This is a genomic window from Bartonella sp. AA74HLJMH, from assembly GCF_042197045.1.
In the GTDB taxonomy this organism is placed as follows: Bacteria; Pseudomonadota; Alphaproteobacteria; order Rhizobiales; family Rhizobiaceae; genus Bartonella.
In genome coordinates this window covers 19,105-44,564 of record NZ_JBHIRJ010000007.1, presented here as the reverse complement: position 1 = coordinate 44,564, position 25,460 = coordinate 19,105, and the positions used below count along the sequence as shown (strand labels likewise).

Annotated in this window: 20 protein-coding genes and 1 tRNA gene; 12 read left to right on the top strand and 9 right to left on the bottom strand. The window is 35.9% G+C overall.

Features of this window, described 5'->3' with window-relative positions; all coding sequences use genetic code 11:
* Window positions 1-7 precede the first annotated feature (7 nt).
* From ACFINH_RS05730 to gltX (ACFINH_RS05700), 7 genes are all read right to left on the bottom strand, one after another.
* On the bottom strand, window positions 8-781 hold the full coding sequence (locus ACFINH_RS05730) for an amino acid ABC transporter ATP-binding protein (RefSeq protein WP_375632369.1): 774 nt from the start codon (window positions 779-781) through the stop codon (window positions 8-10).
* A 79-nt stretch (window positions 782-860) separates the two neighbouring features.
* A complete protein-coding gene (locus ACFINH_RS05725; protein ID WP_375612132.1) occupies window positions 861-1,568 on the bottom strand; it encodes an ABC transporter permease in 708 nt (235 codons plus the stop codon).
* Window positions 1,565-2,287: an ABC transporter permease gene (locus tag ACFINH_RS05720; RefSeq protein WP_375632368.1), complete on the bottom strand. Its 723-nt coding sequence runs from the start codon at window positions 2,285-2,287 to the stop codon at window positions 1,565-1,567. The genes ACFINH_RS05725 and ACFINH_RS05720 overlap by 4 nt, the downstream gene beginning before the upstream one ends.
* A 79-nt stretch (window positions 2,288-2,366) precedes the next feature.
* Window positions 2,367-3,119 carry a transporter substrate-binding domain-containing protein gene (locus tag ACFINH_RS05715; protein ID WP_375631231.1) on the bottom strand — a complete coding sequence of 251 codons (753 nt, stop codon included), beginning with the start codon at window positions 3,117-3,119 and terminating at the stop codon, window positions 2,367-2,369.
* 467 nt (window positions 3,120-3,586) lie between these two features.
* Window positions 3,587-4,339: a transporter substrate-binding domain-containing protein gene (locus ACFINH_RS05710; protein ID WP_375632367.1), complete on the bottom strand. Its 753-nt coding sequence runs from the start codon at window positions 4,337-4,339 to the stop codon at window positions 3,587-3,589.
* 707 nt (window positions 4,340-5,046) lie between these two features.
* Window positions 5,047-6,342, bottom strand: a complete 1,296-nt coding sequence (gltA, locus tag ACFINH_RS05705) for a citrate synthase (protein WP_375632366.1) — start codon at window positions 6,340-6,342, stop codon at window positions 5,047-5,049.
* Between the two features lie 261 nt (window positions 6,343-6,603).
* The gene (gene gltX, locus ACFINH_RS05700) at window positions 6,604-8,034 is read right to left on the bottom strand and encodes a glutamate--tRNA ligase (protein WP_375632365.1); all 1,431 of its coding nucleotides are present in this window, start codon (window positions 8,032-8,034) and stop codon (window positions 6,604-6,606) included.
* A gap of 111 nt (window positions 8,035-8,145) precedes the next feature.
* Between gltX (ACFINH_RS05700) and ACFINH_RS05695 the strand changes: the two genes are divergently transcribed.
* From ACFINH_RS05695 to gltX (ACFINH_RS05665), 7 genes are all read left to right on the top strand, one after another.
* Window positions 8,146-10,404: a ComEC/Rec2 family competence protein gene (locus tag ACFINH_RS05695; RefSeq protein WP_375632364.1), complete on the top strand. Its 2,259-nt coding sequence runs from the start codon at window positions 8,146-8,148 to the stop codon at window positions 10,402-10,404.
* Between the two features lie 482 nt (window positions 10,405-10,886).
* Window positions 10,887-11,591 (top strand): ribose-5-phosphate isomerase RpiA, encoded by a 705-nt coding sequence (gene rpiA / locus ACFINH_RS05690; protein WP_375613478.1) that lies wholly within the window; start codon window positions 10,887-10,889, stop codon window positions 11,589-11,591.
* 106 nt (window positions 11,592-11,697) lie between these two features.
* On the top strand, window positions 11,698-12,267 hold the full coding sequence (locus ACFINH_RS05685) for a DUF2059 domain-containing protein (protein ID WP_375612140.1): 570 nt from the start codon (window positions 11,698-11,700) through the stop codon (window positions 12,265-12,267).
* A 203-nt stretch (window positions 12,268-12,470) separates the two neighbouring features.
* Window positions 12,471-13,862, top strand: coding sequence for a glutathione-disulfide reductase (gene gor / locus ACFINH_RS05680; protein ID WP_273790686.1), 1,392 nt, complete (start codon window positions 12,471-12,473; stop codon window positions 13,860-13,862).
* A 68-nt stretch (window positions 13,863-13,930) separates the two neighbouring features.
* A complete protein-coding gene (locus ACFINH_RS05675) occupies window positions 13,931-15,325 on the top strand; it encodes a class II 3-deoxy-7-phosphoheptulonate synthase (protein ID WP_375632363.1) in 1,395 nt (464 codons plus the stop codon).
* A gap of 103 nt (window positions 15,326-15,428) precedes the next feature.
* Window positions 15,429-17,090, top strand: coding sequence for an NAD+ synthase (locus tag ACFINH_RS05670; protein ID WP_375613481.1), 1,662 nt, complete (start codon window positions 15,429-15,431; stop codon window positions 17,088-17,090).
* A 10-nt stretch (window positions 17,091-17,100) separates the two neighbouring features.
* Window positions 17,101-18,474, top strand: coding sequence for a glutamate--tRNA ligase (gltX, locus tag ACFINH_RS05665; protein ID WP_273790689.1), 1,374 nt, complete (start codon window positions 17,101-17,103; stop codon window positions 18,472-18,474).
* 59 nt (window positions 18,475-18,533) lie between these two features.
* Here the strand turns inward: gltX (ACFINH_RS05665) and ACFINH_RS05660 are convergent, their stop codons facing one another.
* Window positions 18,534-19,937 (bottom strand): DEAD/DEAH box helicase, encoded by a 1,404-nt coding sequence (locus ACFINH_RS05660; protein ID WP_375620798.1) that lies wholly within the window; start codon window positions 19,935-19,937, stop codon window positions 18,534-18,536.
* 145 nt (window positions 19,938-20,082) lie between these two features.
* On the bottom strand, window positions 20,083-20,856 hold the full coding sequence (locus tag ACFINH_RS05655; RefSeq protein WP_375612145.1) for an NAD kinase: 774 nt from the start codon (window positions 20,854-20,856) through the stop codon (window positions 20,083-20,085).
* Between the two features lie 263 nt (window positions 20,857-21,119).
* On the opposite strand from ACFINH_RS05655, the gene ACFINH_RS05650 reads away from it, so the two are divergent.
* From ACFINH_RS05650 to ACFINH_RS05630, 5 genes are all read left to right on the top strand, one after another.
* A tRNA-Arg gene (locus tag ACFINH_RS05650) sits at window positions 21,120-21,196 on the top strand.
* A 537-nt stretch (window positions 21,197-21,733) separates the two neighbouring features.
* Window positions 21,734-21,925 carry a YbfB/YjiJ family MFS transporter gene (locus ACFINH_RS05645; RefSeq protein ID WP_375632362.1) on the top strand — a complete coding sequence of 64 codons (192 nt, stop codon included), beginning with the start codon at window positions 21,734-21,736 and terminating at the stop codon, window positions 21,923-21,925.
* Between the two features lie 362 nt (window positions 21,926-22,287).
* Complete coding sequence (locus tag ACFINH_RS05640) at window positions 22,288-22,587, top strand: hypothetical protein (protein ID WP_375629649.1); 300 nt, start codon at window positions 22,288-22,290, stop codon at window positions 22,585-22,587.
* A 28-nt stretch (window positions 22,588-22,615) separates the two neighbouring features.
* On the top strand, window positions 22,616-22,762 hold the full coding sequence (locus ACFINH_RS05635) for a hypothetical protein (protein ID WP_375632361.1): 147 nt from the start codon (window positions 22,616-22,618) through the stop codon (window positions 22,760-22,762).
* Window positions 22,763-24,873: 2,111 nt separating this feature from the next.
* Entirely contained in the window at window positions 24,874-25,158 is a 285-nt protein-coding gene (locus tag ACFINH_RS05630; RefSeq protein WP_375632360.1) for a DUF6990 domain-containing protein, read from the top strand.
* Window positions 25,159-25,460 lie beyond the last annotated feature (302 nt).

The window sequence follows — 25,460 nt, the reverse complement described above, 5'->3', positions numbered from 1 at the left end:
TTAATGATTAATATTTAATTTTAGCAAGAAAATTACAAGCACGTTGGCTTTTAGGATTGGTAAAAAATTCTTCAGAAGCTGCATCTTCAACAATTTTTCCATTTTCTAGAAAGAGTATTCTTTCTGAGACTTTACGTGCGAAGCCCATTTCATGGGTAACACAAAGCATTGTGATCCCTGTATCGGCTAATCGAGCCATCACTTCCAAAACTTCTCCCACACTTTCTGGATCAAGAGCAGAGGTTGGTTCATCAAAAAGCATGACTTCAGGTTCCATACAAAGTGCACGGGCAATCGCAACACGTTGTTGTTGCCCACCAGAAAGTTGTAAAGGATATTTTTCACAGTGTTTTTCAATACCAACATGCGTTAAGTAACGAATTGCCCGTTCTTGTGCTTGTTGTTTGGAAAGCCCTTGAACGGTCATAGGTGCTAAAATACAATTTTGTATAACGCTCATGTGGGGAAATAAATTAAAGTTCTGAAAGACCATTCCTATCTTACGAAGAACATTTTTTTGCTGTTGGATAGGTGCAGTATGGATATCAACGTTATGGATACAGATTGAACCTTTTTGTGCTTGTTCTAATTGATTAATACAACGAATTAACGTTGATTTTCCTGATCCGGATGGTCCACAAATAACGATATGTTCACCAGCTTGAACATTAAAGTTGATATCATGTAGGACCTGAAAGTTTCCATACCATTTATTTAGATTTTGGATAGAGATCACAGGTTTTTTACTGGGAGAGATCGATTTATTATTTTTCAAATTCATCTTATTTTATTCTTTCATTGATGAAGAACTTGATTAATTCAACATTTTGATTTGGTACTGTTTTTTATGATCATTTTATTTACCGTAAATATCGAGTGAGGCGCTGCTCGATAAAAACAATAAAACGATGAATGAGTTCAACGATAAAGAGATAGATAAGAGCAGCCCAAACGTAAACTTGAAAATCGAAAGTCCGTGAATAAGCGAGTTTAGCAACCCCCATTAAATCATAAACAGTAATAAGTGAGGCAACAGCACTGGATTTAATCATTAAAATCAACTCATTTCCTAGGGGGCGTAATGCTACAATCATTGCTTGTGGAAGAATAACTCTAAAAAATGTGACAGAGTTGCTTAAACCTAAAGCTTTTGATGCTTCGCGTTGTCCAGTTGTTACGGATAGAAAACTTCCTTTAAAGATCTCAGATTGATAGGCAGCAGAATTGAGTGTAAAAATAAAAAGACAACAATACCACGCGTTTTGAAAAAACCACCATAGCCCCACTTGTTGCCAAAAACTGTTCATTGAACCAAGCCCATAATAAAAAAGAAAGAGTTGAGCTAATAAAGGAGAGCCACGGAAAAAATAGACATAAGCATTTGCAAAATATTGTAAAAATGTATTCTCTGATAGACGTGCAAAAGCGATAATCATACCAAGAAAAAGGCCTAGAGAACAAGAAATAGAAACAAGTTCAACAGTAACAATAAAGCCATTAATAAATTTGGGTCCATAATGACTTAAAAGATCAGGATTAAAAAGAAAATAAAGCCACTCAGGAATCATTGACTTAGCACCTTTTTATAGCCTATTTGAGTGTATGTTTCCAAATGGCGTAAGATTGCAGTAAAAACCGCTGAAAATAACAAATAGAGTAAGCATGCTACAAAATAAAATAGCATGGGTTTATTGGTGGCAGCGACAGCTAGATTCGTTTGTCGCATGAGGTCAACAAGCGCGATGGTAGAAACAAGGGATGTATCTTTCAGTAGAGTAAGCCAATTATTAGAAAGTCCTGGCAAGGCATTTCGGATGAGCTGAGGGAAGACAATACGAAAAAATGTGGTTGACCGTGAAAGTCCTAAAGCTTTAGCTGCTTCATATTGACCTTTATCAAAAATATTAAATGCTCCAAGCCAAACTTCACAAGAAAAAGCTGCAAGAACCATACTAAGGGCAAGAACACCAGCAACAAAAGCATTGATACTGAACATGATTTCAAAACTAAAATAGTCAAATAAATTTTGAATAAGGCTTTGTAATCCGTAGTAAACTAAAAACAAAGTTAAAAGCTCTGGTAGCCCACGAAATATCGTTGAAAAGAGGCGTGCCATAGCTTTGGCCATCTTAATATTGGATCGAATCATCACTGCATTGAGAAGTCCTAGAGGAAATCCTAGAAGTCCACAACATAATGCCAATGACAAAGTCATTCCTGCACTGGAAAGTATAACCACTCCCCATCCACCATTGCTAAATGATAGCAATGCTAAATTTTCAATCATTCTTGTATTCCTCATGAAAGAGTTAGATAATATTTTTTAGCAATAACCAACGGGTTTCATTAAAATATCATATTGATATTTAATAAACATCACCTGTAAAATACTTTCTCATAATTTTTTCATAAGTTCCATCCAAACGGATTTCTTTTAGCGCCTTATTGAACTTATTTTTAAGTTCATTATTATTTTGACGGACTGCAATTGCAATAGGAAATCTTGTTTCTTCTAGAGTTCCCAAGAGGAGACAACAATCTTTTCCTTCATTTTTAAGCCAATTTAATGCTTGTAATTTATCAACAATAATCACATCAAGTCGATGATTTAAAAGGTCACGATTCACTTCTATTGTGGAAGGGTAGAGTTTGATTTTCACCTCTTTAGAAGCATAATGATCTTCTGCATAGAAAGCTTGTGTTGTATTTGATTGCACACCAAGATTTTTACCTCTAAAGTCTTGTGTCGAGATTTCTTTAATTCCCGAAGCTTTGGTAACGATAACAGCCAGTGCTGTATCGTAGTAAGGATCTGTGAAGTCAATTTTTTGTAAGCGCTCTTGTGTGAGAGAGAGGGAAGCAATGATAGCATCATATTTTTTTGCAATAAGTCCAGGGATCATTCCCTCGAAGTCTTGTGTAACAATAGTACACTCAACATTCATTTTTTTACAAAGTGCATAAGATATATCAATATCAAGTCCCTGCAATTTATTATTTGAGTCAATATAACTAAAGGGAGGGTAGGTGCCTTCACTCGCAATTTTTAATGTTTTCGCATCAGCCAATTGGGTGAATAGTACGGCGCTTATTATAAGAGCTCCTGCTAATAATTTCATGATGTTCTCCTATTGGATAAGCGGGCAAATATGAAATCATTATGTTTTTATAATCTGTAAGCTTTTTTGGAGCAATTCAAAAATTTATTGATGTTTATTTTAGATCATTATGTTGGGCATTATTGATAAAAAAAGAATAAATATCTTATTGCTTGTATGATAGCTTAATTTTCACGAAATGATTGATTTGAATCATTTCATGAGTCAAAACTGAGATTTTTTTTGAAAATAAGGCTATTCAATTTGAACATAAAGAAAAAATTAGATTTTGATACGATAAAAATACAACCTTATTGTTGTCATTAGATTCTACAAAATGTTTAGATCTCAAGGAGCAATTAAAAGTTATTTTGATAAATGTAAATTTTCTTATAAAAATGCCGAATTTCCAATTATACCCGCATGTCCAATAAAAAGTTAAAGATACCCCTTAAATATACAGATTGAGTTTTAATTCATAGTGATATCTAATTGATATCGAAAGTAAAATATTTTCTCATAATTTTCTCATAGGTTCCATCGGCGCGGATTTCTTCTATTGCTTTATTAAAACTGTTTTTAAGATCATTATTATTTTGACGGAGTGCAATTGCAATAGGAAAATTTGTTTCTTCTAGAGTTCCCAAGAGGAGACAGCAGTCTTTTCCTTCATTTTCAAGCCAATTTAATGCTTTTAATTTATCAAAGATGATGATATCAAGCCGATGGCTTAAAAGATCACGATTAACTTCTGCTGCTGTAGGATAAAGTTTGATATTAACTCCTTCAGAGGCATAATGATCTTCCGCATATGCAGCTTGTGTTGTATTTGATTGTACACCAAGGTTTTTACCTCTAAAGGCTTGTGTTGAGATTTCTTTAATTTCCGAATTTTTGGTAACAATAACAGCGAGTGCTGTATTGTAGTAAGGATCTGTAAAATCAATTTTTTGTAAGCGCTCTTTTGTAGGAGAAAGGGAAGAAACAATAGCATCGTATTTTTTGACAAGAAGACCGGGAATCATCCCCTCGAAGTCTTGTGTGACAATAGTACATTCAACATTCATTTTTTTACAAAGAGCATAAGATATATCAATATCAAACCCTTGAAGTTCGTTATTTGAGTCAATATAACTAAATGGCGGATAAGAAGCATCGCTTGCAATTTTCAGCGTTTGAGAATTGGCCGATAGGGTAAATAGTGTCGCGCTTATTATAAGAGCTCCTGCTAATAATTTCATTATGTTCTCCTATTAGATAAGCTGGCAAATATGAAACCATCATGAATTTTTATAATCTGTAAGCTCTTTTGGAGCAATGTAAAAAATTTATCTATGTTCATTTTGCTATCATTATGCTGAATATCATTATCAAAAAAATAATTTCTTTTTATCAAGTATGGGAATAAAAAATACAGGAAAGAAAGTCACCTCTTATTGATTATAGGGTAATTTTTAATAATTTTATTTAAAAATCAATAATTTATCTTTAAAAGAAAAACTATCAACTTAAATACAAAGAAAATTTCAGCTTTTAACAGGACAAAATGTAAAAGTGTTTTTATTCTAATTAGAGAAGCACTTAATGTAAGCTTTTTGCAATTTTATCTGAAGAAGATAGAAAGAAAAATTCTGACATTGCTAGATTTTAATATGTAATAGGGCTTTTAAACATGGGGGAATGATAGGGAATACATTTCCATTAAAGGATAATGAGGATTATAAGGTAAACTTTTCAATTTCTTTTTGCTAAATGTTTGGCTAATTCGCAGAAAAGTACTCTCAATTTCTTTACAGAGCTAAAACTTAGAATTTTTTACTAAATTTTTATGATGATGTTATCTCTGTAGAAAGAGTTTTAAAATTACGTTTTATAAAAATTCTTAAAGGATGTTTTTTGATTACTCTCAATAAAGCTTCAGTAAACTGAAGCTTTATTGATCTCTTTTTTAATTTGCACGTTCATCTATAGGAACATAGTCACGCATAGCATAGCCTGTGTAGAGTTGTCGAGGACGACCAATTTTTTGTGCAGGGTCTTCAATCATTTCTTTCCATTGTGCCACCCACCCGACACTGCGCGCCAATGCAAAAAGGACAGTAAACATTTCAGTTGGAAAACCTAGAGCTTTTAATGTAATGCCGGAATAGAAATCAACATTGGGATAAAGCTTTTTCTCAATAAAATATTCATCACTTAAGGCAATTTTTTCAAGCTCTATTGCAATATCAAGAAGAGGGTCATCTTGAATGTTGAGTTCTTTTAAAACTTCATGACAGGTTTTTTGCATGATTTTTGCACGTGGATCATAATTTTTATAGACACGGTGCCCAAAGCCCATAAGGCGGAAAGGATCATTTTTATCTTTTGCACGTGCAATAAATTCAGGAATTCTTTTAATAGAACCTATTTCTTGTAGCATTTTTAGGCATGCTTCATTGGCACCACCATGTGCTGGTCCCCAAAGGCATGCAACACCTGCTGCAATACAGGCAAACGGATTAGCACCTGAGGATCCAGCAAGACGTACCGTAGATGTAGAAGCATTTTGTTCATGATCTGCATGAAGGATAAAGATTTGATCCATCGCCCGAGCAAGCACAGGGTTTGTTTTATATTCTTCACAAGGAACAGCAAAACACATATGGAGGAAATTTGCAGCATAACTAAGATCATTACGTGGATAAACAAATGCTTGTCCAATACTGTATTTATAGGCCATAGCAGCAAGCGTTGGAACTTTTGAGATAAGACGAACAGAAGCAATCATTCTCTGGTGAGGATCTGTAATATCAATAGAGTCGTGATAGAACGCAGACATAGCGCCAAGGCAGGCAACCATGACGGCCATAGGATGAGAATCACGACGGAAGCCATGGAAGAAGCGTGCAAATTGTTCGTGGACCATGGTATGCTGCATAATACATCGATCAAATTCATTTTTTTCTTGCTGTGTTGGGAGTTCACCATAAAGTAAAAGATAACAACTTTCGAGAAAGTCTCCTTTTTCAGCCAATTGATCAATAGGATAACCACGATAAAGCAATATGCCTTTATCACCATCGATATAAGTAATTTTTGATTCACAAGAAGCTGTTGAAGTAAAACCAGGATCATAAGTAAAAATATCGGTTTTTTTATAGAGAGAAGCAATTTCAATGACTTCAGGTCCACTCGTGCCTTTACGCAAGGGAAGCTCTACTTTTTTATCATTCACAATAATATATGCGTTATTCTCAGACATTCGGTATTCCTTTCAGATCCTTCACTTCTAAAAATTAAGACTCTGCTTCATCAGAGTGGGGGATGTATAACTGAAGCTTTTCTTACTTATTTAAGGGTAGATTGCCTCTAAAAGTGAGTACATGCAATCTAAAAATATTTCCTTATTGATCATTATTACTCAATAAGAAATGTATTTCAATGATATAACATAAAAAACTCTTTTAGGGCGCGTTGAGATATCTGTATAGATCCTTATTTGAGGAAATATACTCAGTGCACATCATGGGCATATTGTTGTGATAAGTTGGTCCTTGATGCGATGAAGGGATTCATTGCGTCCTAATAAAATAAGAATATCCAAAACACCTGGTGATGTTGCACATCCTGTAAGAGCTGCGCGAAGTGGTTGGGCGATAGATCCAAATTTGAGATTCTGTGTTTGGACAAAAGAGCGAAGTGTTTCATCTAGAGTTTTTGTATCCCAAGAGGGGCACGCTTTCAGAGCAAGATAAAGATCGTTTAAAATGGTTCGTCCATTTTTATCTAAGAGCATTTGAGCTTTTTCATCAAGTTGTAAAGGTCGTTGCGTAAAAATGAAGGAGGCATTGTCAATCAGTTCGCACAGTGTTTTTGAACGTTCTTTCAAATGCGGGATTGCTTTTAAAAATTGAACACGGCGTTTTTCATCAAGTCTTTCAATAATTTGTGCTCTCCTATCGGTTTCTGGTAGAATATTAAGAGCGGCATCAAAAAGTTCTTGATCATTACTCATACGCATATAGTGTCCGTTGATGGAATCGAGCTTTTTGAGATCAAAACGAGCAGCACCTTTGTTAATATCCTCAATATCAAACCAAGAAATCATATCTTTAAGTGACATCAGTTCGTCATCACCATGACTCCAACCTAAACGGACAAGGTAATTGCGCAAAGCAGCAGGAAGATATCCCATTGTTCGGTAGGCATCAACACCGAGCGCACCATGTCGCTTTGATAATTTTGCACCGTTTTCACCATGGATAAGAGGAATATGGGCCATAACAGGAATGTCCCATCCCATTGCTTTAAAGATAATCGTTTGTCGGGCTGCGTTGGTAAGATGATCGTCACCACGTATAATATGTGTGATGCCCATATCATGATCATCAACGACAACAGCATGCATATAGGTAGGCGAACCATCAGAACGCAAAATAATGAAGTCATCGAGATCTTTATTAGGAAAACGGACATCACCTTGAACACGATCATGTACGATCGTTTCTCCATCTTGAGGGGCTTTGATGCGAATAACAGGCTTAGCACCTTTAGGAGCTTCAGAACTATCACGGTCGCGCCAACGTCCATCATAACGTGGTGGGCGCCCTTCTGAACGGGCTTTTTCACGCATTTCAGCTAACTCCTCAGGTGAAGCATAACAATAATATGCTTTGCCATTCTTGACCAACTGTTCAGCGATTTGGCGGTGACGTTCTGCACGTTCGAATTGCGAAATAGGGGCGCCATCATAACTAAGACCCATCCAGTGCAAGCCATCTATAATAGCCTTTACAGCTGCTTCTGTTGAACGCTCTCGGTCTGTATCTTCAATTCGTAAAAGCATTTTTCCACCGGTATGTTTTGCATAAAGCCAATTAAAAAGAGCAGTACGAGCACCACCAATGTGAAGGAAGCCAGTGGGTGAAGGGGCAAAACGAGTAATAACAGACACGAATATTTTCCTTTAAACTAAGATATTACTTATGGAATTTTATAGAAAAGTCATGTTAGCATAAGTGATGGGGCGTGCAATAGCCGTATTGCGAGTTAAAGTGGGGGACTGATGTTTTATAAAAGTAAAGAGGGTTTATCCGAAAAATCTGTTACAGAAGGAAAAAAGCCATGTCAGATAGGGCAGAGTGTTTTTTCTAGATATGATGATGCAAAGAACGGTAGCTATAACCAACAAAAACTTTTTTTATTGACACTCTTAAAAGAAGTAATCATTTTTTTTCGCAAATGGTTAGAAGATTGTATTAATAAAGAAGTTTCTTTTGGTATCCTTTTTTCGCTGATTTTAGTTTTTTTTGCCCTAGGAATCATTTTCTATTTTCATTTAGAGTGGGAACCAAGTTGGGGACAATTGGGGGCGTTGGTCAGTATTTTTCTGGGAATATTCTATGTTGCACGTTTTTATCGAAAAATATGGATTCCCGTGGGGTTTCTGTTTTGTATTATATTGGGTGCTTTAGCGGCAAAAATAGAAACGTGGCGTATTGCAACACCCATGCTAAGCAGTGACATTGTCACTACATTGACGGGAAGAATTGTTTCTATTGAGTCAGGTGCCAAAGGAGGATTTCGTTTAGTTTTGGATATTTTGAATACAGAAAATCCTGTATTACGCCATAGTCTTCATCGTGTTCGTTTATCGGCAAGATATTTGCCATCTGGCTTAGCGATTGGTGATGGACTGCATGGAAAAGTTAAGATTCGTGCATTCTCTGGGCCGGTGCGTCCAGGAGGCTACGATTTTAGTTTTCATAATTATTTTAAAAGAATTGGAGCACAAGGCGTTTATTTAGGAAAACCAAGAAAAATATCCGTTTCGCAGCCTGATGGAATATTCGCTATCATTCTACAGAAAATTGAAAATTTACGCACGAAGATGACACAAAGAATCCGTATAGCCCTTGAAGGAGAAAAGGGGAGTGTTGCAGCTGCCCTCATAACAGGGCAGCGTGCTGGTATTTCAAATGAGACAAATGAAGCATTACGTACAGCTGGATTAGCTCATATTTTATCAATATCAGGTTTACATATGGCGTTGTTAAGCGGCATAGTTCTTTTGAGTATCCGTAGTTTTTTAGCATTTTTTCCAGTTTTTTCTTCCTATTATTCCAGTAAAAAATTTGCTGCTATCGTTGCTTTTATGATAACAGCTTTTTATTTGTTATTGTCGGGCTTAGCAATATCAGCGCAAAGAAGTTTTGTGATGATTGCTGTTATGTTGGTTGCTATATTGTGTAATCGCTCTGCTATAACAATGCGTAATTTTTCCATTGCAGGGTTGATAACTCTAGCGATGACACCCCATGAAATATTAGGTCCTAGCTTTCAAATGTCTTTTTCTGCGACTGCTGCTTTGATCGCTTTTTTTGATTGGTGGAGTGGAAGGTCATTTTTTCTTAAAAGAAAAACAACTCCCTCTTATGTTGGAGGAGGAGTGATAAATTTTGTTTTCTTATCGATGCTTTCAACATGTGCTTCTTCCTTTGTTGCAGGGAGTGCAAGTGGAATTTATGCTGCTTATCATTTTTCTAATATGGCATCGTTGAGCATTATCAGTAATGCTTTTGCTTTGCCTGTCATCTCAATTTTTGTCATTCCCTTTGGATTAATCGCAGTTCTTGCAATGTTAGGAGGATTCGAATGGCTTCCTCTTCAAATTATGGGTTTTGGAGTTGATCTTGTAATAAAGATTGCACATGCTATCAAGGCTATTTCTCCTGATTTGAATCCTGGTTTTATGCCGTTATCAGCGTTAGTTTTATTGAGCATAGGCTTGGTTGGACTGACTTTTTGCAAAACACCTATCCGGCTCTTTTTTAGTTTGTTTATTTTGGCAGGTATTTCTATTTGTGTATTGCATTCACCTGTACAACTGATTATAGCAGATAATATGCGCCTCGTGGGCGTTATTCATGATAAAAAATTATATATTGATCGTTACCATATTTCTAAGTTCACGACATCCATATGGAAAAAGTCATTTCGTGTGAATGAAACGATTAAACCAACAAAATATGGTCCTTCGTTACACGGACAATTTATTTGTGATTATCATGTATGTACATCTTTATTGGATAATGGATTAAAAGTGATCGTTTTACAGAGAGAAACAGATCAATGTGTAGAGGCAGATATTCTCATTCAGACATTTGTGATGCATAATCCAACTTGTTACAAGAAGGCAAAAATAGTATTTATACCTCAACAATTGTTATCACGAGGAAGCGTTATGATGACCAAAGGTGGAGATATTATTTGGTCTTCGCTAGGGTTTCATAGACCATGGAATATGCACAGACAGCATTCATAAAAACATATAATCAGTCATATTTTGCTTCACATTTGGATAATGACAAAACAAAAAATAACAGAAGACTTTTCTCATAATATTTTACGGTATTTAAATTGGTAAGTTTATCAACGTTATTGAAATGAGATAATAATCTACAGTTTTCTAGAAATAGATGATTTTTTATATCTGATCATTTTAATTTTTTCAAAAAAATTGATATGTGCATCTTTGTGCATCCTATTGATAGCACAAAATAAATCAAAAATTCTTATTGAATGAGAAAAATGCTAACAAATATTCTCAAAGAAATAAAAAAGATAATTGTTGATTATTCTATTTTATTCTTATCATATATTTCTATAACGAGTAACATCTCTTCAAGCAAGAGATGATGGTCAATTTAAATAGATTGCGTCAAGAGGTTATCTTTTATTATCATTATTATCGGTGGTAATAGGGGTGATAAATGCTGCTTATACGGATAGAAGGCAAAGTCATTCATGAATGTTCAGCAGTTAAAAAAAATGGCAGCTATTAAAGCGCTTGAGTTTGTTGAAGATGGTATGCGGCTTGGTATCGGATCTGGTTCGACAGTCAATGAATTTATTCATCTTCTAGGTGAGCGTGTTGCGGATGGTTTGCGGGTGACTGGTGTTGCTACTTCAAAATATTCTGAACAACTCTGTCATAAGTTTGGAGTGCCTGTTAGCACTTTAGAACAAATACCTGAGCTGGATCTTGATATTGACGGAGCAGATGAAATTGGTCCTGAGATGATGCTCATTAAAGGGGGAGGGGGAGCATTGTTGTATGAAAAAATTGTAGCGTCGGCATCTCGTGCAATGCTTGTCATTGCGGATGAAACAAAGGTGGTAAAAAGACTTGGTGCTTTTGCACTACCAATTGAAGTTAATCCATTTGGTATCCACACAACATGCAGAGCCATTGAAAAAGTCGCTGATGATTTAGGGCTTTCTGGAAAAATTGCATTGCGAATGAATGGAAAAAATCCTTTTGAAACAGATGGTGGCCATTTTATTCTTGATGCATTTTGGGGCTGCATTTTGCAACCAAAACCATTATCGGATGCACTTCTTGCTATTCCTGGTGTTGTTGAGCATGGCCTTTTTTTGGGGTTGGCTTCACGTGCAATTGTCGCTATGGCTGATGGTCAAATAAAAGTTTTAGAACCGTTTGATTTTTAGAAAAGGCATTTACATGATGATATGTTAGCACAGTAAAAAAGGGTCTTAAAGATTTTAGGTAGAATAACGAATTAAAATTATAATTAGCGATCGGGGTAATCATTAAATGAAAATAATATTTTCTTTTCAGCGTTTTGTCGTATATTTTAGTGCAATTGCTATTTTTGTTGTGAATGTTGGCATGGCTTATGCACAAGGTGTGAGTGATCAACATTTAGATTCAGCGCGAAAGGCAATCAGAGCTATTCATGCAACGGATCAATTTGATAGCTTTTTACCAAATGCGGTCCATGATTTCAAAAATGAACTGATTAGCGATGATCCGAATTTGGCAACAGCTATTTCTGATATTGTTGATAAGCAGGCGCTTGCTTTAATTAAAAGGCGCTCTGATCTAGAAAAAGAGATTGCTCATGTATATGCAAAATATTTTACTCAAAAAGAGCTTGATGCGATAACAACATTTTATAATTCTGATACCGGTAAAAAGTTTTTGACAGAAGTCCCCAATATTGCACGTGATTCTTATTCAGCATTTGATATATGGCGTACTGCTCTTATGCGGGATCTTGTAGAAAATGTGAAAAAAGAGATGTCTGAAACACTTAATTTGAATAATTCTACTATGCCTACAAATATGCCTATAAAATCAGAATCTTCAGAAAATAAAAAATAGCTTGATCGATATCATGACAACAATGGGCAATTTCTGATTTTTTTAATAGCGGCGGTTTTCCCGCCGTTTTAAATATTTTAATGAGAATAAGTCTTTTTAGAATACTGCTTTATAAAAAAGGCTTCTTCAAAAGAAAAAAAGACTTTCATTTGATAATAAAAGATCTTAGCCTACTCTTGCAGATGTATAAGAAGGAATAATTCGTGGGCTCTTTTGACTTTGATTTATTTGTTATTGGAAGTGGTTCTGGTGGAGTGCGTGCAGCACGGCTTGCTGGAGGTCTTGGCAAGCGGGTCGCTATAGCAGAGGAATATCGTATAGGGGGCACTTGTGTTATTCGTGGTTGCGTTCCCAAAAAACTTTATGTTTATGCATCACAATATGTAAAAGAATTTAAGAAAAGTGTTGGTTTTGGGTGGGAATATGCGGATCCAATTTTTAGCTGGGAAAAGTTGGTTGCAGCTAAAAATAAAGAAATATCAAGGTTAGAAGGGCTGTATCGTAAGGGATTAGAAAATAACAATGTGCATATTTATGAAAGTCGTGCTACTTTTATAGATGATCACACATTAGAGCTTTCTGCCACGGGTGAGCGGGTAAGTGCAGAAAAAATTTTGATTGCAACGGGAGCAAAATTTGCACAAAATACTCCCATAGAAGGTGGTGAATTTTGCCTTACTTCTAATGAGATTTTTGACCTTGATCAACTCCCAAAATCAATAGTCATTGTTGGTGGAGGGTATATTGGTGTTGAATTTGCTAATATTTTTCATGAATTAGGTGTAAAAACAACACTCCTCCATCGGAGTGATTTAATCCTTCGTAATTTTGATCATGATTTGCGGCAATTGCTCAGCGATGCAATGATTGAAAAAGGGATTTCTATTCTCTACGGAATAACAATTTCTAAAGTGCAGGCTGCAGAAAATTGTTATGAAGTTGTTTTATCAAATGGGAAAATAATCAGTGCCGATCAGATTATGTTGGCTACGGGGCGTGTACCAAATACAACGGGTTTAAGACTTGATAGGGCAGGTGTTCAAGTGGATGAATTTGGTGCAGTTGTTGTTGATGAGAAAATGACAACAAATATCCCCCATATTTGGGCTGTTGGTGATGTAACAGGTCATATTCAATTAACACCTGTTGCGATTCATGATGCAATGTGTTTTGTTAAGACAGCATTTGAGAATATTCCCACAACACCTGATTATGATTTAATTACAACAGCAGTTTTTTCACAGCCAGAGATTGGAACGGTGGGTCTTTCAGAAGAAGAGGCGGTAAAGCGTTATAAGCGTCTTGAAATTTATCGTACAGTTTTTCGTCCTATGCGTAATGTTCTTTCTGGTAGTTCAGAGAAAATGCTTATGAAACTCATTGTTGATGGTGAAAGCCGTATTGTTGTGGGCGCTCATATTTTAGGGGAAAATGCTGGTGAGATGGCTCAGCTTATAGGGATATCTCTCAAGGGTAAGCTGACGAAGGATATCTTTGATGAGACGATGGCAGTGCATCCAACGATGGCAGAAGAATTGGTAACGATGTATAAACCAAGTTATATATATGAAAATGGGAAGAAAATAGAAAGTTAAACAGCATATATTGCGGTAAAAAGCTTTTGATATGCTAATCTGTAAGATTAATCTTTAGAGAGAGTGTAATGATAAAAGAATGGGCGCCTGACACTTGGAGAACAAGGCCAATTAAACAAGTTCCGACTTATCCGGATAAGTCTATGTTAGAAGATGTTGAGCGAAAACTGAGAAGGTATCCTCCTTTAGTTTTTGCCGGTGAAGCACGTGATTTAAAAAATGAATTAGCAGCCGTTGCGAAAGGCCAAGCTTTTTTATTGCAAGGTGGTGATTGTGCCGAAAGCTTTGCAGAACATGAAGCTGATAATATTCGTGATTTTTTTCGTGTATTTTTGCAAATGGCGATTGTTTTGACCTTTGGTAGTTCTAAACCGGTTGTTAAAATTGGTCGTATTGCTGGTCAATTTGCAAAGCCTCGCTCTTTTGATATTGAAAGAAAAGAGGGAGTTGAATTTCCTGCTTATCGTGGGGATATTATTAATGGCATTGAATTTGAAGCCGGTTCTCGTATTCCAGATCCGCAACGGATGTCTATGGCTTATCGCCAATCTGCGGCAACACTTAATCTATTGCGTGCTTTTTCACAAGGTGGCTATGCTAATTTAGAAAATGTTCACACATGGATGTTGAGTTTTGTTTCTAACAGTCCGCAGGGAGAACGTTATGAATTATTGGCAGAGCGTATTTCTGAAGCAATTGATTTTATGCGTTCTATAGGGATTACATCCAAAACACATTCTTCATTGCGTGAAACATCTTTTTATACCAGTCATGAAGCACTGTTGCTTGGTTATGAAGAGGCTTTGACTCGGATTGATTCAACTTCAGGAAATTGGTATGCAACATCTGGTCATATGTTATGGATTGGTGACCGTACGCGTCAGATTGACCATGCTCACGTTGAATATTGTCGCGGCATTAAGAATCCTATAGGATTAAAATGTGGTCCTTCCATTGAGCCTGATGAGCTTTTAAAATTAATTGATATTTTAAATCCTGAAAACGAGTTGGGGCGGCTTACTCTCATTACGCGCTTTGGTTATGATAAAGTTGAAAGTTATCTGCCTAAACTCATCCGTGCTGTTGAACGCGAGAAGCGTGCGGTTATATGGTCATGTGATCCAATGCATGGCAATACAATTACTGCCAATGGTTATAAGACGCGTCCTTTTGATTATGTTTTAAAAGAAGTAGAGAATTTTTTTGCAGTGCATCGTGGAGAGGGAACTTATCCAGGAGGCATTCATATTGAGATGACAGGTCGTGATGTTACTGAATGTACAGGAGGGGCGCACGCCATTTCTGTGGACGATTTATCTGATCGTTATCATACGCAATGTGATCCACGGTTAAATGCAGATCAAGCGTTAGAATTGGCTTTTCTTGTTGCTGAACTCCTTAAAAAAAATCGCGTGACTGAATCGTTAGCAATTGCTGCTGGGGGTAGGCAAAAATTTGCCTAATATTTTTAGGTCATTATGGCAGAAAAGAATTTTAAAAAATGATGTTTCCGATGATGAAGAATAAAGTTGTGGTTGCTAAACTGATGAAATGATACAAAGGCTTATGAAAAATGATTTTCGGGTATCAATTGCCCAATTAAATCCTATTGTCGGTGATATTGAGGGGAATTTTTCTTTAGCTGTCATGGCGCATCAAAAGGCCAAAGAAGAGGGGGCTGATCTTGTTTTATTCACGGAACTTTTTATAAGTGCTTATCCGCCGGAAGATCTTGTTCTAAAACCTGCTTTTACAAAAACATGTGAAGAGACTGTTGAGAAGTTAGCAAAGATAACCGTAGGCGGACCAGGAATTGTCATTGGTCTTCCATTAAGGCGCAATGGTAATATTTACAACGCTGTCATGGTTCTTGATGAAGGGAGAGTCATTGCCGAATGTTTGAAGTTTGATTTACCTAATTATGCTGAATTTGATGAAAAGCGTTTATTTTCTTCAGGTCCACGTCCTCAGCCTATTGTCTATCATGGAATTAAATTAGGAATAGTCATTTGTGAGGATCTTTGGAATGATTCCTCTCTTAGTACAGAGCTTAAAGATAAAGGAGCGGAAATTATTCTTGTCCTTAACGGATCTCCTTATTATCGTAATAAAACATTAAAACGTATAGACGTTGTTCATACACAGGCTCTACAATCTGGAGTGCCAATTATCTACGCTAATCAAGTAGGTGGTCAAGATGAGCTCGTTTTTGATGGTGGGTCTTTTGCCTTGAATGGACAAGGCAAAAAGATATTTCAAATGAAACACTTTGATAGCCATATTGCTTTAAGCCATTGGCAAAAAACAACGACGGGATGGCACTGTATTTCAGGTCCTAATGAAAGTCTTCTCAATGGATTAGCGGCTGATTATCAAGCTTGTGTTTTGGGGTTGAAAGATTACGTTAATAAAAACGGCTTTAAGGATGTTATTCTTGGTCTTTCAGGAGGAATTGATTCAGCCCTGTGTACGGCAATGGCGGTGGATGCTCTTGGTGCTGAGAGGGTTCGCACCATTATGATGCCCTATCATTATACTTCGCAAGAATCATTAAAAGATGCCAAAGAATGTGCTGATCTTTTGGGATGTCGTTATGAAATCATACCGATTGCACAACCTGTTGAGGCTTTTTTAAAGACAATGGCACCTGTTTTTTCAGGGTTACCCTCTGACGTCACAGAGGAAAATCTTCAAAGTCGTATACGCGGTACACTTTTAATGGCGCTTTCAAATAAATTCGGCTCAATGGTGGTAACGACAGGCAATAAGTCAGAAATGGCTGTGGGATATGCAACACTGTATGGGGATATGAATGGCGGGTTTAATCCTCTTAAAGATATTTATAAAATGCAGGTTTATGCATTAGCGGAGTGGCGCAATAAAAATCACTTGCACAATTTGAGAGGACCAGAAGGAATGATCATTCCATCCAATATTATAGAAAAAGCACCCTCTGCAGAGCTGCGGGAAAATCAAAAAGATGAAGATTCTCTTCCGCCTTATCCTATTTTAGATGATATATTACAATCTCTTGTAGAAAATGACATGAGTATTTGTGATATTGTTAAACGTGGACATTCACGAGAAACTGTTGCGAAAGTTGAACAGCTTCTTTATGGTGCCGAATATAAAAGGCGTCAATCTGCGCCTGGTGTAAAAATCAGTTACAAAAATTTCGGACGCGATCGTCGCTATCCTATAGTCAATCATTTTCGCGATAAAAATTGAGTATTATTTTATGGTTAAAGTTCGTTTTGCTCCCTCTCCAACAGGTTATATTCATATTGGCAATATCCGTATTGCGCTTTTCAACTGGCTTTATGCGCAAGCGTATAAGGGAGAATTTATTTTACGCTATGATGATACAGATATTGAACGTTCTAAACAAGAATATATCGATGCTATTGCTGTTGACCTTGAATGGCTTGGTATTCAACCAGATGCAATTTATTACCAATCCAAGCGATTTAATCGATATGATGAAGTGGCAGAAATTCTCAAACAACGTGGCCTTCTTTATCCTTGTTATGAGACAACAGAGGAATTAGAGCGGCGTCGTAAAATCCAGCTTTCACGCAAATTGCCTCCTGTTTATGACCGTGCAGCATTGAAGTTGACAACAGAAGAGAGAAAAAACTTTGAATCACAAGGTCGTAAACCCCATTGGCGTTTTCTTCTTCCTAATTTTGAAAGTGATCCTTTACACACAAAGCGAACAGAAGTTTGCTGGAATGATGCAATAAAGGGAAAGCAGACGATTGATTTAGCTTCTCTTTCAGATCCTGTTCTTATTCGTGAAGATGGAACCTATCTTTATACATTGCCGTCTATTGTTGATGATGTAGATATGGCTATTACGCATATTATTCGTGGGGATGATCATATTACAAATACAGGCGCTCAAATTGCTCTTTTTAAAGCTCTTAATGCAGAATTACCGGTTTTTGCTCATACCAATTTATTGGCGACAGTTTTAGGAAAAGGATTTTCAAAACGTAATAATGATCTTTCTATTCGTTCTCTACGGGAAGAAGGATTTGAATCTATAGCTGTTCAATGCCTTGCCGTTTTGATTGGGACATCGCAAAATGTGCATCCCTATCCCAATCAAGCTGCGCTTTTAGAGCATTTTAATCTCCAAGATACGTCAAGATCCGTTGCAAAATTTGATATTGCTGATCTTCTTGCTTTGAATAGTCATCTTGTCCATGAGTTAACCTATGAGGAAGTAAAAATGCGCCTTAAAAAACTTTCTATTGAGGGAGATAAGGCGGAATATTTCTGGAACGCGATAAGAAGCAATATTAATAAAGTCAATGATGCTGTTTTTTGGTGGAAAATCATTCATGATGAACAGAATTTTGATACAGTAGCACTAGAGGATCGTGCTTTTGTGCACCAATCACTCGATTTCTTACCTGAAGGTGCTTTGAATGAGGAAAGTTGGAAAATTTGGACAACAGCATTAAAAGAAAAAACAGGTCGAAAAGGAAAAGCTTTATTTATGCCATTACGTCAGGCACTTACGGGCATGGATCATGGACCTGAAATGGGAAAAATTTTGCAGCTTTTAGGGCGTGAAAAGGTAACGGAAAGGCTCTCTAGGAAATAAGAGCGGATTTTTTAAAAGTATTTCGTTCATTTCACTCTAAAAGAGAGTAGAGAACGGGTTTATTTACACGTTTTTATAAGCATGAAAGCAGGAATATCATCACCAAATCCAATAGGTGTGTAATTCTTATTTTTTCGTGAGCGTTGTTGCTCAGATGGCTTCTCCTTATTATTTGCATTTTTGATATATTCTGTTTTATTCTCTTCTACAGATTTTTTAGTGTGAGCAACAGTCTCTTTTGGAGCAGTTTTCTTTGATGGTTTTGAAGATTTTTTCTTTACAACAATATCTTCTGTTTGATCATCGGCTATTAAAGTTGAGAGATCTCCATTGAGCCATTCAATTTTTTCATTACTCATTTCCTCGATGGCATTGATATATTTTTGATCAGCTTTTGTAACGATTGTAAAGGCTTTTCCGCTACGATTTGCACGCCCTGTACGACCAATTCGATGGATATAGTCTTCAGCATGTGTAGGAACATCATAGTTAAATACATGACTTACAGCTGGAATATCGAGTCCACGGGCAGCAACATCAGAAGCAACAAGAAGTGTAAGTTTATTATTTTTAAAATCAGCTAGGGTGTTCATGCGCGAATATTGGTCCATATCTCCATGAAGTGCCCCTACATTAAAGTTATGTTTGATAAGCGATCTAAAAAGTTCAGAGATATCTCTCTTTCGATTACAGAAAATGATTGCATTTTGAAGCTCTGCACCTTCATTTTGGATAAGCTCTCGTAAAACCGCTCTTTTATCCCATGATTTATTTCCAGATTTGACAAGCCGTTGTGTAATTGTGGTAGCTGTTGAGGAAGCTTTTGTAACTTCAACAGATACAGGAGAATGTAAAAATTGTTTCGTTAGCTTTGTAATTTCTGGCGCCATTGTTGCAGAAAAGAACAAAGTTTGACGCGTAAAAGGGGTTAGTTTACAGATGCGTTCAATATCAGGAATAAAGCCCATATCCAACATGCGATCAGCTTCATCAATCACAAGGATTTCAACGCCCATCAGGAGCAGTTTACCGCGCTCGCAATGATCAAGAAGGCGCCCTGGTGTTGCTATAAGAACATCAGCTCCCCGTTCAAGTTTGCGATCTTGGAGTTCAAAAGAAACGCCACCAATCAAAAGAGCAACATTTAAACGATGATTTATGCCGTATTTATCGAAATTTTCTTCAACTTGAGCTGCAATTTCTCTTGTTGGTTCTAAGATAAGCGTACGGGGCATTCGTGCTCTTGCACGACCTTTTTCAAGGAGAGTGAGCATAGGCAATACGAAAGAGGCGGTTTTACCTGTTCCCGTTTGGGCGATTCCTAAAACGTCTTTTCTTTGAAGGACATGCGGAATTGTTTCACTTTGAATAGGTGTCGGAGCTGTATACCCCGCTGATTTCACCGCATTAATAACCTTTGCGGAAAGACCTAAATCATCAAAACTGTTTAAAGATGGTATCATTTTTTTATCAACTGCTCTGTGATTTTAACTGCGCTATCTAATGATGATTATAACCAATATTCTACACTCTTTAAAAGTGTTAAGATGTTTTCACAAAAAAACTAACTATAACAATCATATACATATAAAACGCATAATACAATCATTAATAGCGAAATTGTTCTGATAAAATGCGCTCATCCCATGAATGATTTGAGTCAAAAAGGATTGAAGCTGTTACTTCTGTTGCCATTGAAATAGTAACTGAATGAACAGATTTAACTTCAATATTATCTGCAGCAGCGTTTACAGGGCGTTTGTCAGGTTCAAGCATATCAAAGCGCACTGTTACTGTATCGGGAAGCAAAGCTCCATGCCAACGCCGAGGGCGAAAAGGGCTAACGGGAGTGAGGGCCATAAGGGGAGCCATAAGAGGTAAGATAGGTCCTTGTGCTGATAAATTATAGGCGGTTGATCCAGCTGGTGTAGCGACGAGGACACCATCACAACTTAATTGTTCCATGCGTACGTTGTTATCAATGGTGATGCGAATTTTTGCCGCTTGATAAGATTGCCGAAAGAGGGATACTTCATTAATTGCAAGCGCCTCGATAGAATCTTGACATTCAGATTTTGCAATCATGCGCAGGGGATGGATTTCTTTTTTATGTGCGGCAGCAATACGATTGGGCAATTTTTTTTCATGAAATTCATTCATAAGAAATCCTACAGAACCTTGATTCATACCATAAATAGGTTTGCCTGTGTTCATGACATCTCGTACGGTTTGTAACATTGTCCCATCACCACCGATTGCAACAACAATATCAGTTTCTTCCAGAGAAGAATGACCATAAACGGAAATTAATTTATGGGTAGCTTTGATAGCCTCCTCAGTTTCTGCGGAAATAAAATGAAAGCGACTTGGTAATGTAGCCATTTAAAAATTATCCTGATACTTATAATTTATGTTGTAACTTATTTTTGAGAGTTTTGAAGTTGTAATAAAAGCTCTTTTTATAATAAAAAGAGCATTGAATAAAGAGAAGTTATTTCAAGGTAAAGTATCATTAAAAAGTAAAAGGAATGCGTCGTTAGATAAATTACAAACGAGTAATTTTTTTATTAGAATGATAATTTAGCATTGAAGCTAAGAGTATGATTAGTTAAAAGACCATAACTGATTTTAATAATCAGTGTGAAGCACCCGTAGCTCAGCTGGATAGAGCGCTGCCCTCCGAAGGCAGAGGTCACAGATTCGAATTCTGTCGGGTGCACCAAATTCTTCAACTTCATATCATCCTAAATAACAAGATTACCTAAAAAGAAGCCAATTTCCTCTTTTATGAAAATGGTTATTTGAGTTGTTTATTAAGTTTTGCAGCGAATAAGCAAATGATTTTAAGAGAAGTAAAATTTACGGCTGCGTATATAATTTTTCGGTTAGTCATTTTGAATATCGAGATAAAAAAGCAAGGTTATCTAAATATGCTTTCAATTTAACTATAAACATTTATAACATAAAAATACATATTAATTCAATATGTTATTGTAAAACTGATCTGGCGATGTTGATAGTAGATCGCTAAATATATTGTTTTGAGCATTAAAATAGATAGCTAAATTTGCTTTTATTCTATTTTTGGAGTTAAAGGCTGTTATGGTGATATGGAACGCGGATGAGGAATATCACCAGTTAAAGGAATAATAAGGGGGAAAAAACAACCGTCAAGATTTGAATTGTTTCAAAATGCTGTATTCGATATGGTTTTGATATGGGTATCTGGTGATTTCTCTATACACCAATATTGCCAGTTATGTTGGATGAGGGATTGTTTAGCTTTAATCAACTTTCTTATATATCGAACACTAATTATGGTGGTTATCTAGTTGGGAGTATGTTCTTTACGTTTGGCAGAATTGGGATTATATTTCTTGCTCCTCGCATACTATCTTGTGCAGCTATAGTGATGAGTGCACTTAATTATTTTCATGGCGTTAACACTTAGTCCTTTTGATCCGTTTTGCTGCTGGTGTTGCGAGTGTAGCAATGATGGTTTTGGGTTCTATTATAGTCATACAGCATAGCCATATGGGCGGATTATTGCTTCGCTTTATGCAGGTGTAGAAGTTGGTATTCTACTACTAGGTAATGAATATGTTATTATTAGTTTGAACAGAGCGCTTGATGCAACAAACATTTGGTTTGGAGCTGGCTTAATGTCTGTTCAAAACTTTTAAAAACATACAGGTTTAATTATGATAACTATATCAAAAAACACCTCCGTTATTTCTTTCATTGCAAATGAAACCGCTCCTGTTAATCAGAAAAAACCATCCAAAATATGAATAGATCAATCAAATGGATTTCGTGACTGGTCATGTATATATATATTATCGCATTCGTGCTTTAAACGATTTTGGTGATGTAAAAAAAGCGATCTGGATGGCTTTTATTGAAAATGAAAGCAATCTCTCTCATGATGGTAATTGCTGGGTTGCTGATAATGTCTGTGTTGTAAAATCTGGTTGTGTTTATGAAAATATAAGGGGCTATGGCAATGCTGCCATTGGTGGCTATGTGTATGGCAATACCCTTATATGTGATAAAACCCATGTGTATTTTGGTGTTCATGTTTATGACAATGCTCATCTTTCTTATAACGTTTGAGTTTATCATTAAGCGCGGGTTTATGGGAATGCAAAATTATCCGGTAGTGCACGTATTCATAGCAATGCCGCGGTTTATGATCATGCGGTTGTTAGGCAAGGTTTACGGCAATGCTAGCGTGGGGTGTCATACTAAGGTCTACGGCTCTGTTTATGGCAATGCCAAGATCTCCTGATTATATCGTGATTAGAAGTAATGTATATGGCAATGCAAGAATAAAAAGACATAGCGATTTATATTCGGTTCCCATAAATTGAGAGGTTTATGAAAGTGATGATGTTATCAAGATTGATAAACAGAATAAATGACAGACGTGGAGGGTGCTTCTTTGATGGTTATAAACGCATCATAAAAGAAAGCTGTGCCAATTGATATGACGCTGCTTTTAAATAGAGGTACTACAGATCATACAAAAGAAGTCAATAATGAATGTATGTATACAAAACGTATCATATTGCAAACGCTCTATTCTATTGATTAAAACTGATCAAAAGGAACGTAAATGACAGATATGATCTTTAATCACTCATTTGAATTACAGAACCTATAAACACTTTATGTATGGCTATAAAGCGTATTAAGAATAACGCTCGCATTTTTGAAGTGGTCATTTGACACAAAGTACATTATCAAAATGTCTCAACGCTTGGTAGGTTCATATCAAGACAATCAAGAGAAATGCGTATTAAGTGAATATTTGTAACAAAACCCGTTGTTTACATTTACGAACATTGGTTTTTAAAAGCAGCTTTTCATAAGACAATAAACAACCGCTTTTTATAAAATCTAAGGCTTTTAAACTGTTATAAATCTAGGTTTCAAACGTATTTATAGAGATATCATTTTATGTCTCTAAACGTTTAAACGTTCATTTAGTGGGGTTCTCATAAGCGTATTTTCACTTTGCATTTAAACATAACTTCTTTTCAAATAAGCCGCTCTATATTTGGGCTGGCAAAATTAACCAGCTCAAATTTGAGCTCGTTAACTTTAGAATAGAGCATTCTTTAAACATTGTCGCTTTTGACTCAAAATTGAGTAAAACACCATGCCTTTGTAATATGATTGCAATCCTTTTGAAATTTATCTACTTATCTTTGTCTTAATAAGTATCCTCAAATTTTAGGGAACTTCATTTGGTTTCGTATTTTTAAACTGTAACTTTTAAAACGTTTTTTGCTTGTTTGCCTGCGTTATATCATTAAAAATCTTTTGATTTCTACGACATAACATTATCAATTTCATTACCTGTTGTGATGATAGTATCTATATAATGTCTGCTTATTATTGACTAACTTTTTAGTAAGCGGCGCTTTAAAATCGACTTGTCTTTAAATCCTTTTATGTGCCCTTAATGAATTAAAACCTATTCTATGATAGTTTCAAATGATTATTTCTTTTAAGGTTTAGCTCAAAAAAAGAGTAAACCCCATACCATTTTTTAAACGCATGCAATTTATGTTATCGATAATTTCAAACGATTACGTTTTTAATAATGCGATTTGTGTGTGATAAAAACGTATCATAAAATTTATGAACTGTTATGAATGATAGCTGCGTTCACTTCATTTGAATGTTTACATGCGTTTTATGGTCTATCCATACATGGTAATTGTTTATGAAAAATGGTTAATTAAATCACGTATAAAAGTGTAGATTTTAAATGGGATTCATATAAAATAATTGCACACAAACTATTGACTTTATTATGTTTTTTTATGAATAAGATTCCATCTCGTTTAGACGTCACAAAAGAAATCACCAAAGGCCTTATTGATAAGATTCTTCTCTTACACGGCGTTATCACTTTTGTTTGCAAAAATCTGCTTGTCTTTTGACTTTTGATATGGATACAACCTCTTTTGAGGTAGAGCAAAGAATTTTTTAATCATGGAGAGTGCAACAGTGCTCTTCAAAATCTTGATTGGTCTGTTGAAAAAATTAAAGAGGTAGATAATTATTCAGCATGTTATCAACTACCAGATTGTGAAGTACAAATTCTTTATAATGACGCAATTATCAAAGGTTATCAGTAAGTTGATGTTGGAGTTTCGATTAGTACTGGTATTTTAGCTGCTGCCTGTATGGTAATTGATCCCTATCAATTCTCAGCACTTACAAGATCTACAACTTGATTTTTATAAAAAGGGGTTGAGAGTTTGTGAAGAAGGAATATATGCAGATTGGTTGGAATTAAGCTTGATTATGTCTTGAAATAGGCGATAGAAAGAATTGATCTTCATAAATGCTTTTATTTCAGATATGGAGCACCATCTTGGCGAAAGAATGAAGTTGGAGGTACATAAGGTTATCAAGGTAGATTATGCTGATTATAGCTTACTTCATATTGGTGCACTGGCTTTATTGGGTGATGTTGCAACCTTACAATCTTATTATCAAAGTTTCAGTGCAGAGGATCATTTAGGCTTTGATGAAAATACCCAACAGATTCATTTTGAACGTGCATTGGCTTTAGTCAAAGAAGTAGTCAAATCTAAGCAACTCAGCTACGCTTTCATTGCAAAAGTAGTAAAAAATATGAACCATCTGGAAGAAAAACAAAGTTCTTAATAAGAGCTTTCCAGAGAGGTGGAGTTTCATTCTTACAAGGAAAAAAATAGCTAAATTTATCGAAACAAAAGCTAAGGAATAGCTCCTTAAGAAATATCAAGAAGATCTAAAAAGATTATAGGAGCCAGAGTCTGGTTTAAAGATGCCATCATCAGTTGAGTGAACTCAACAATGGTGGAGTTTTATCCATTGGCGGAAATCTGATGTTTGAAAGAGGCTTTCTTGATGTGAAGGTAATATTGTAATAAATAATTATTATAAATCAATATATTGTATATATTCATTGTTTTGAGATTAATGAC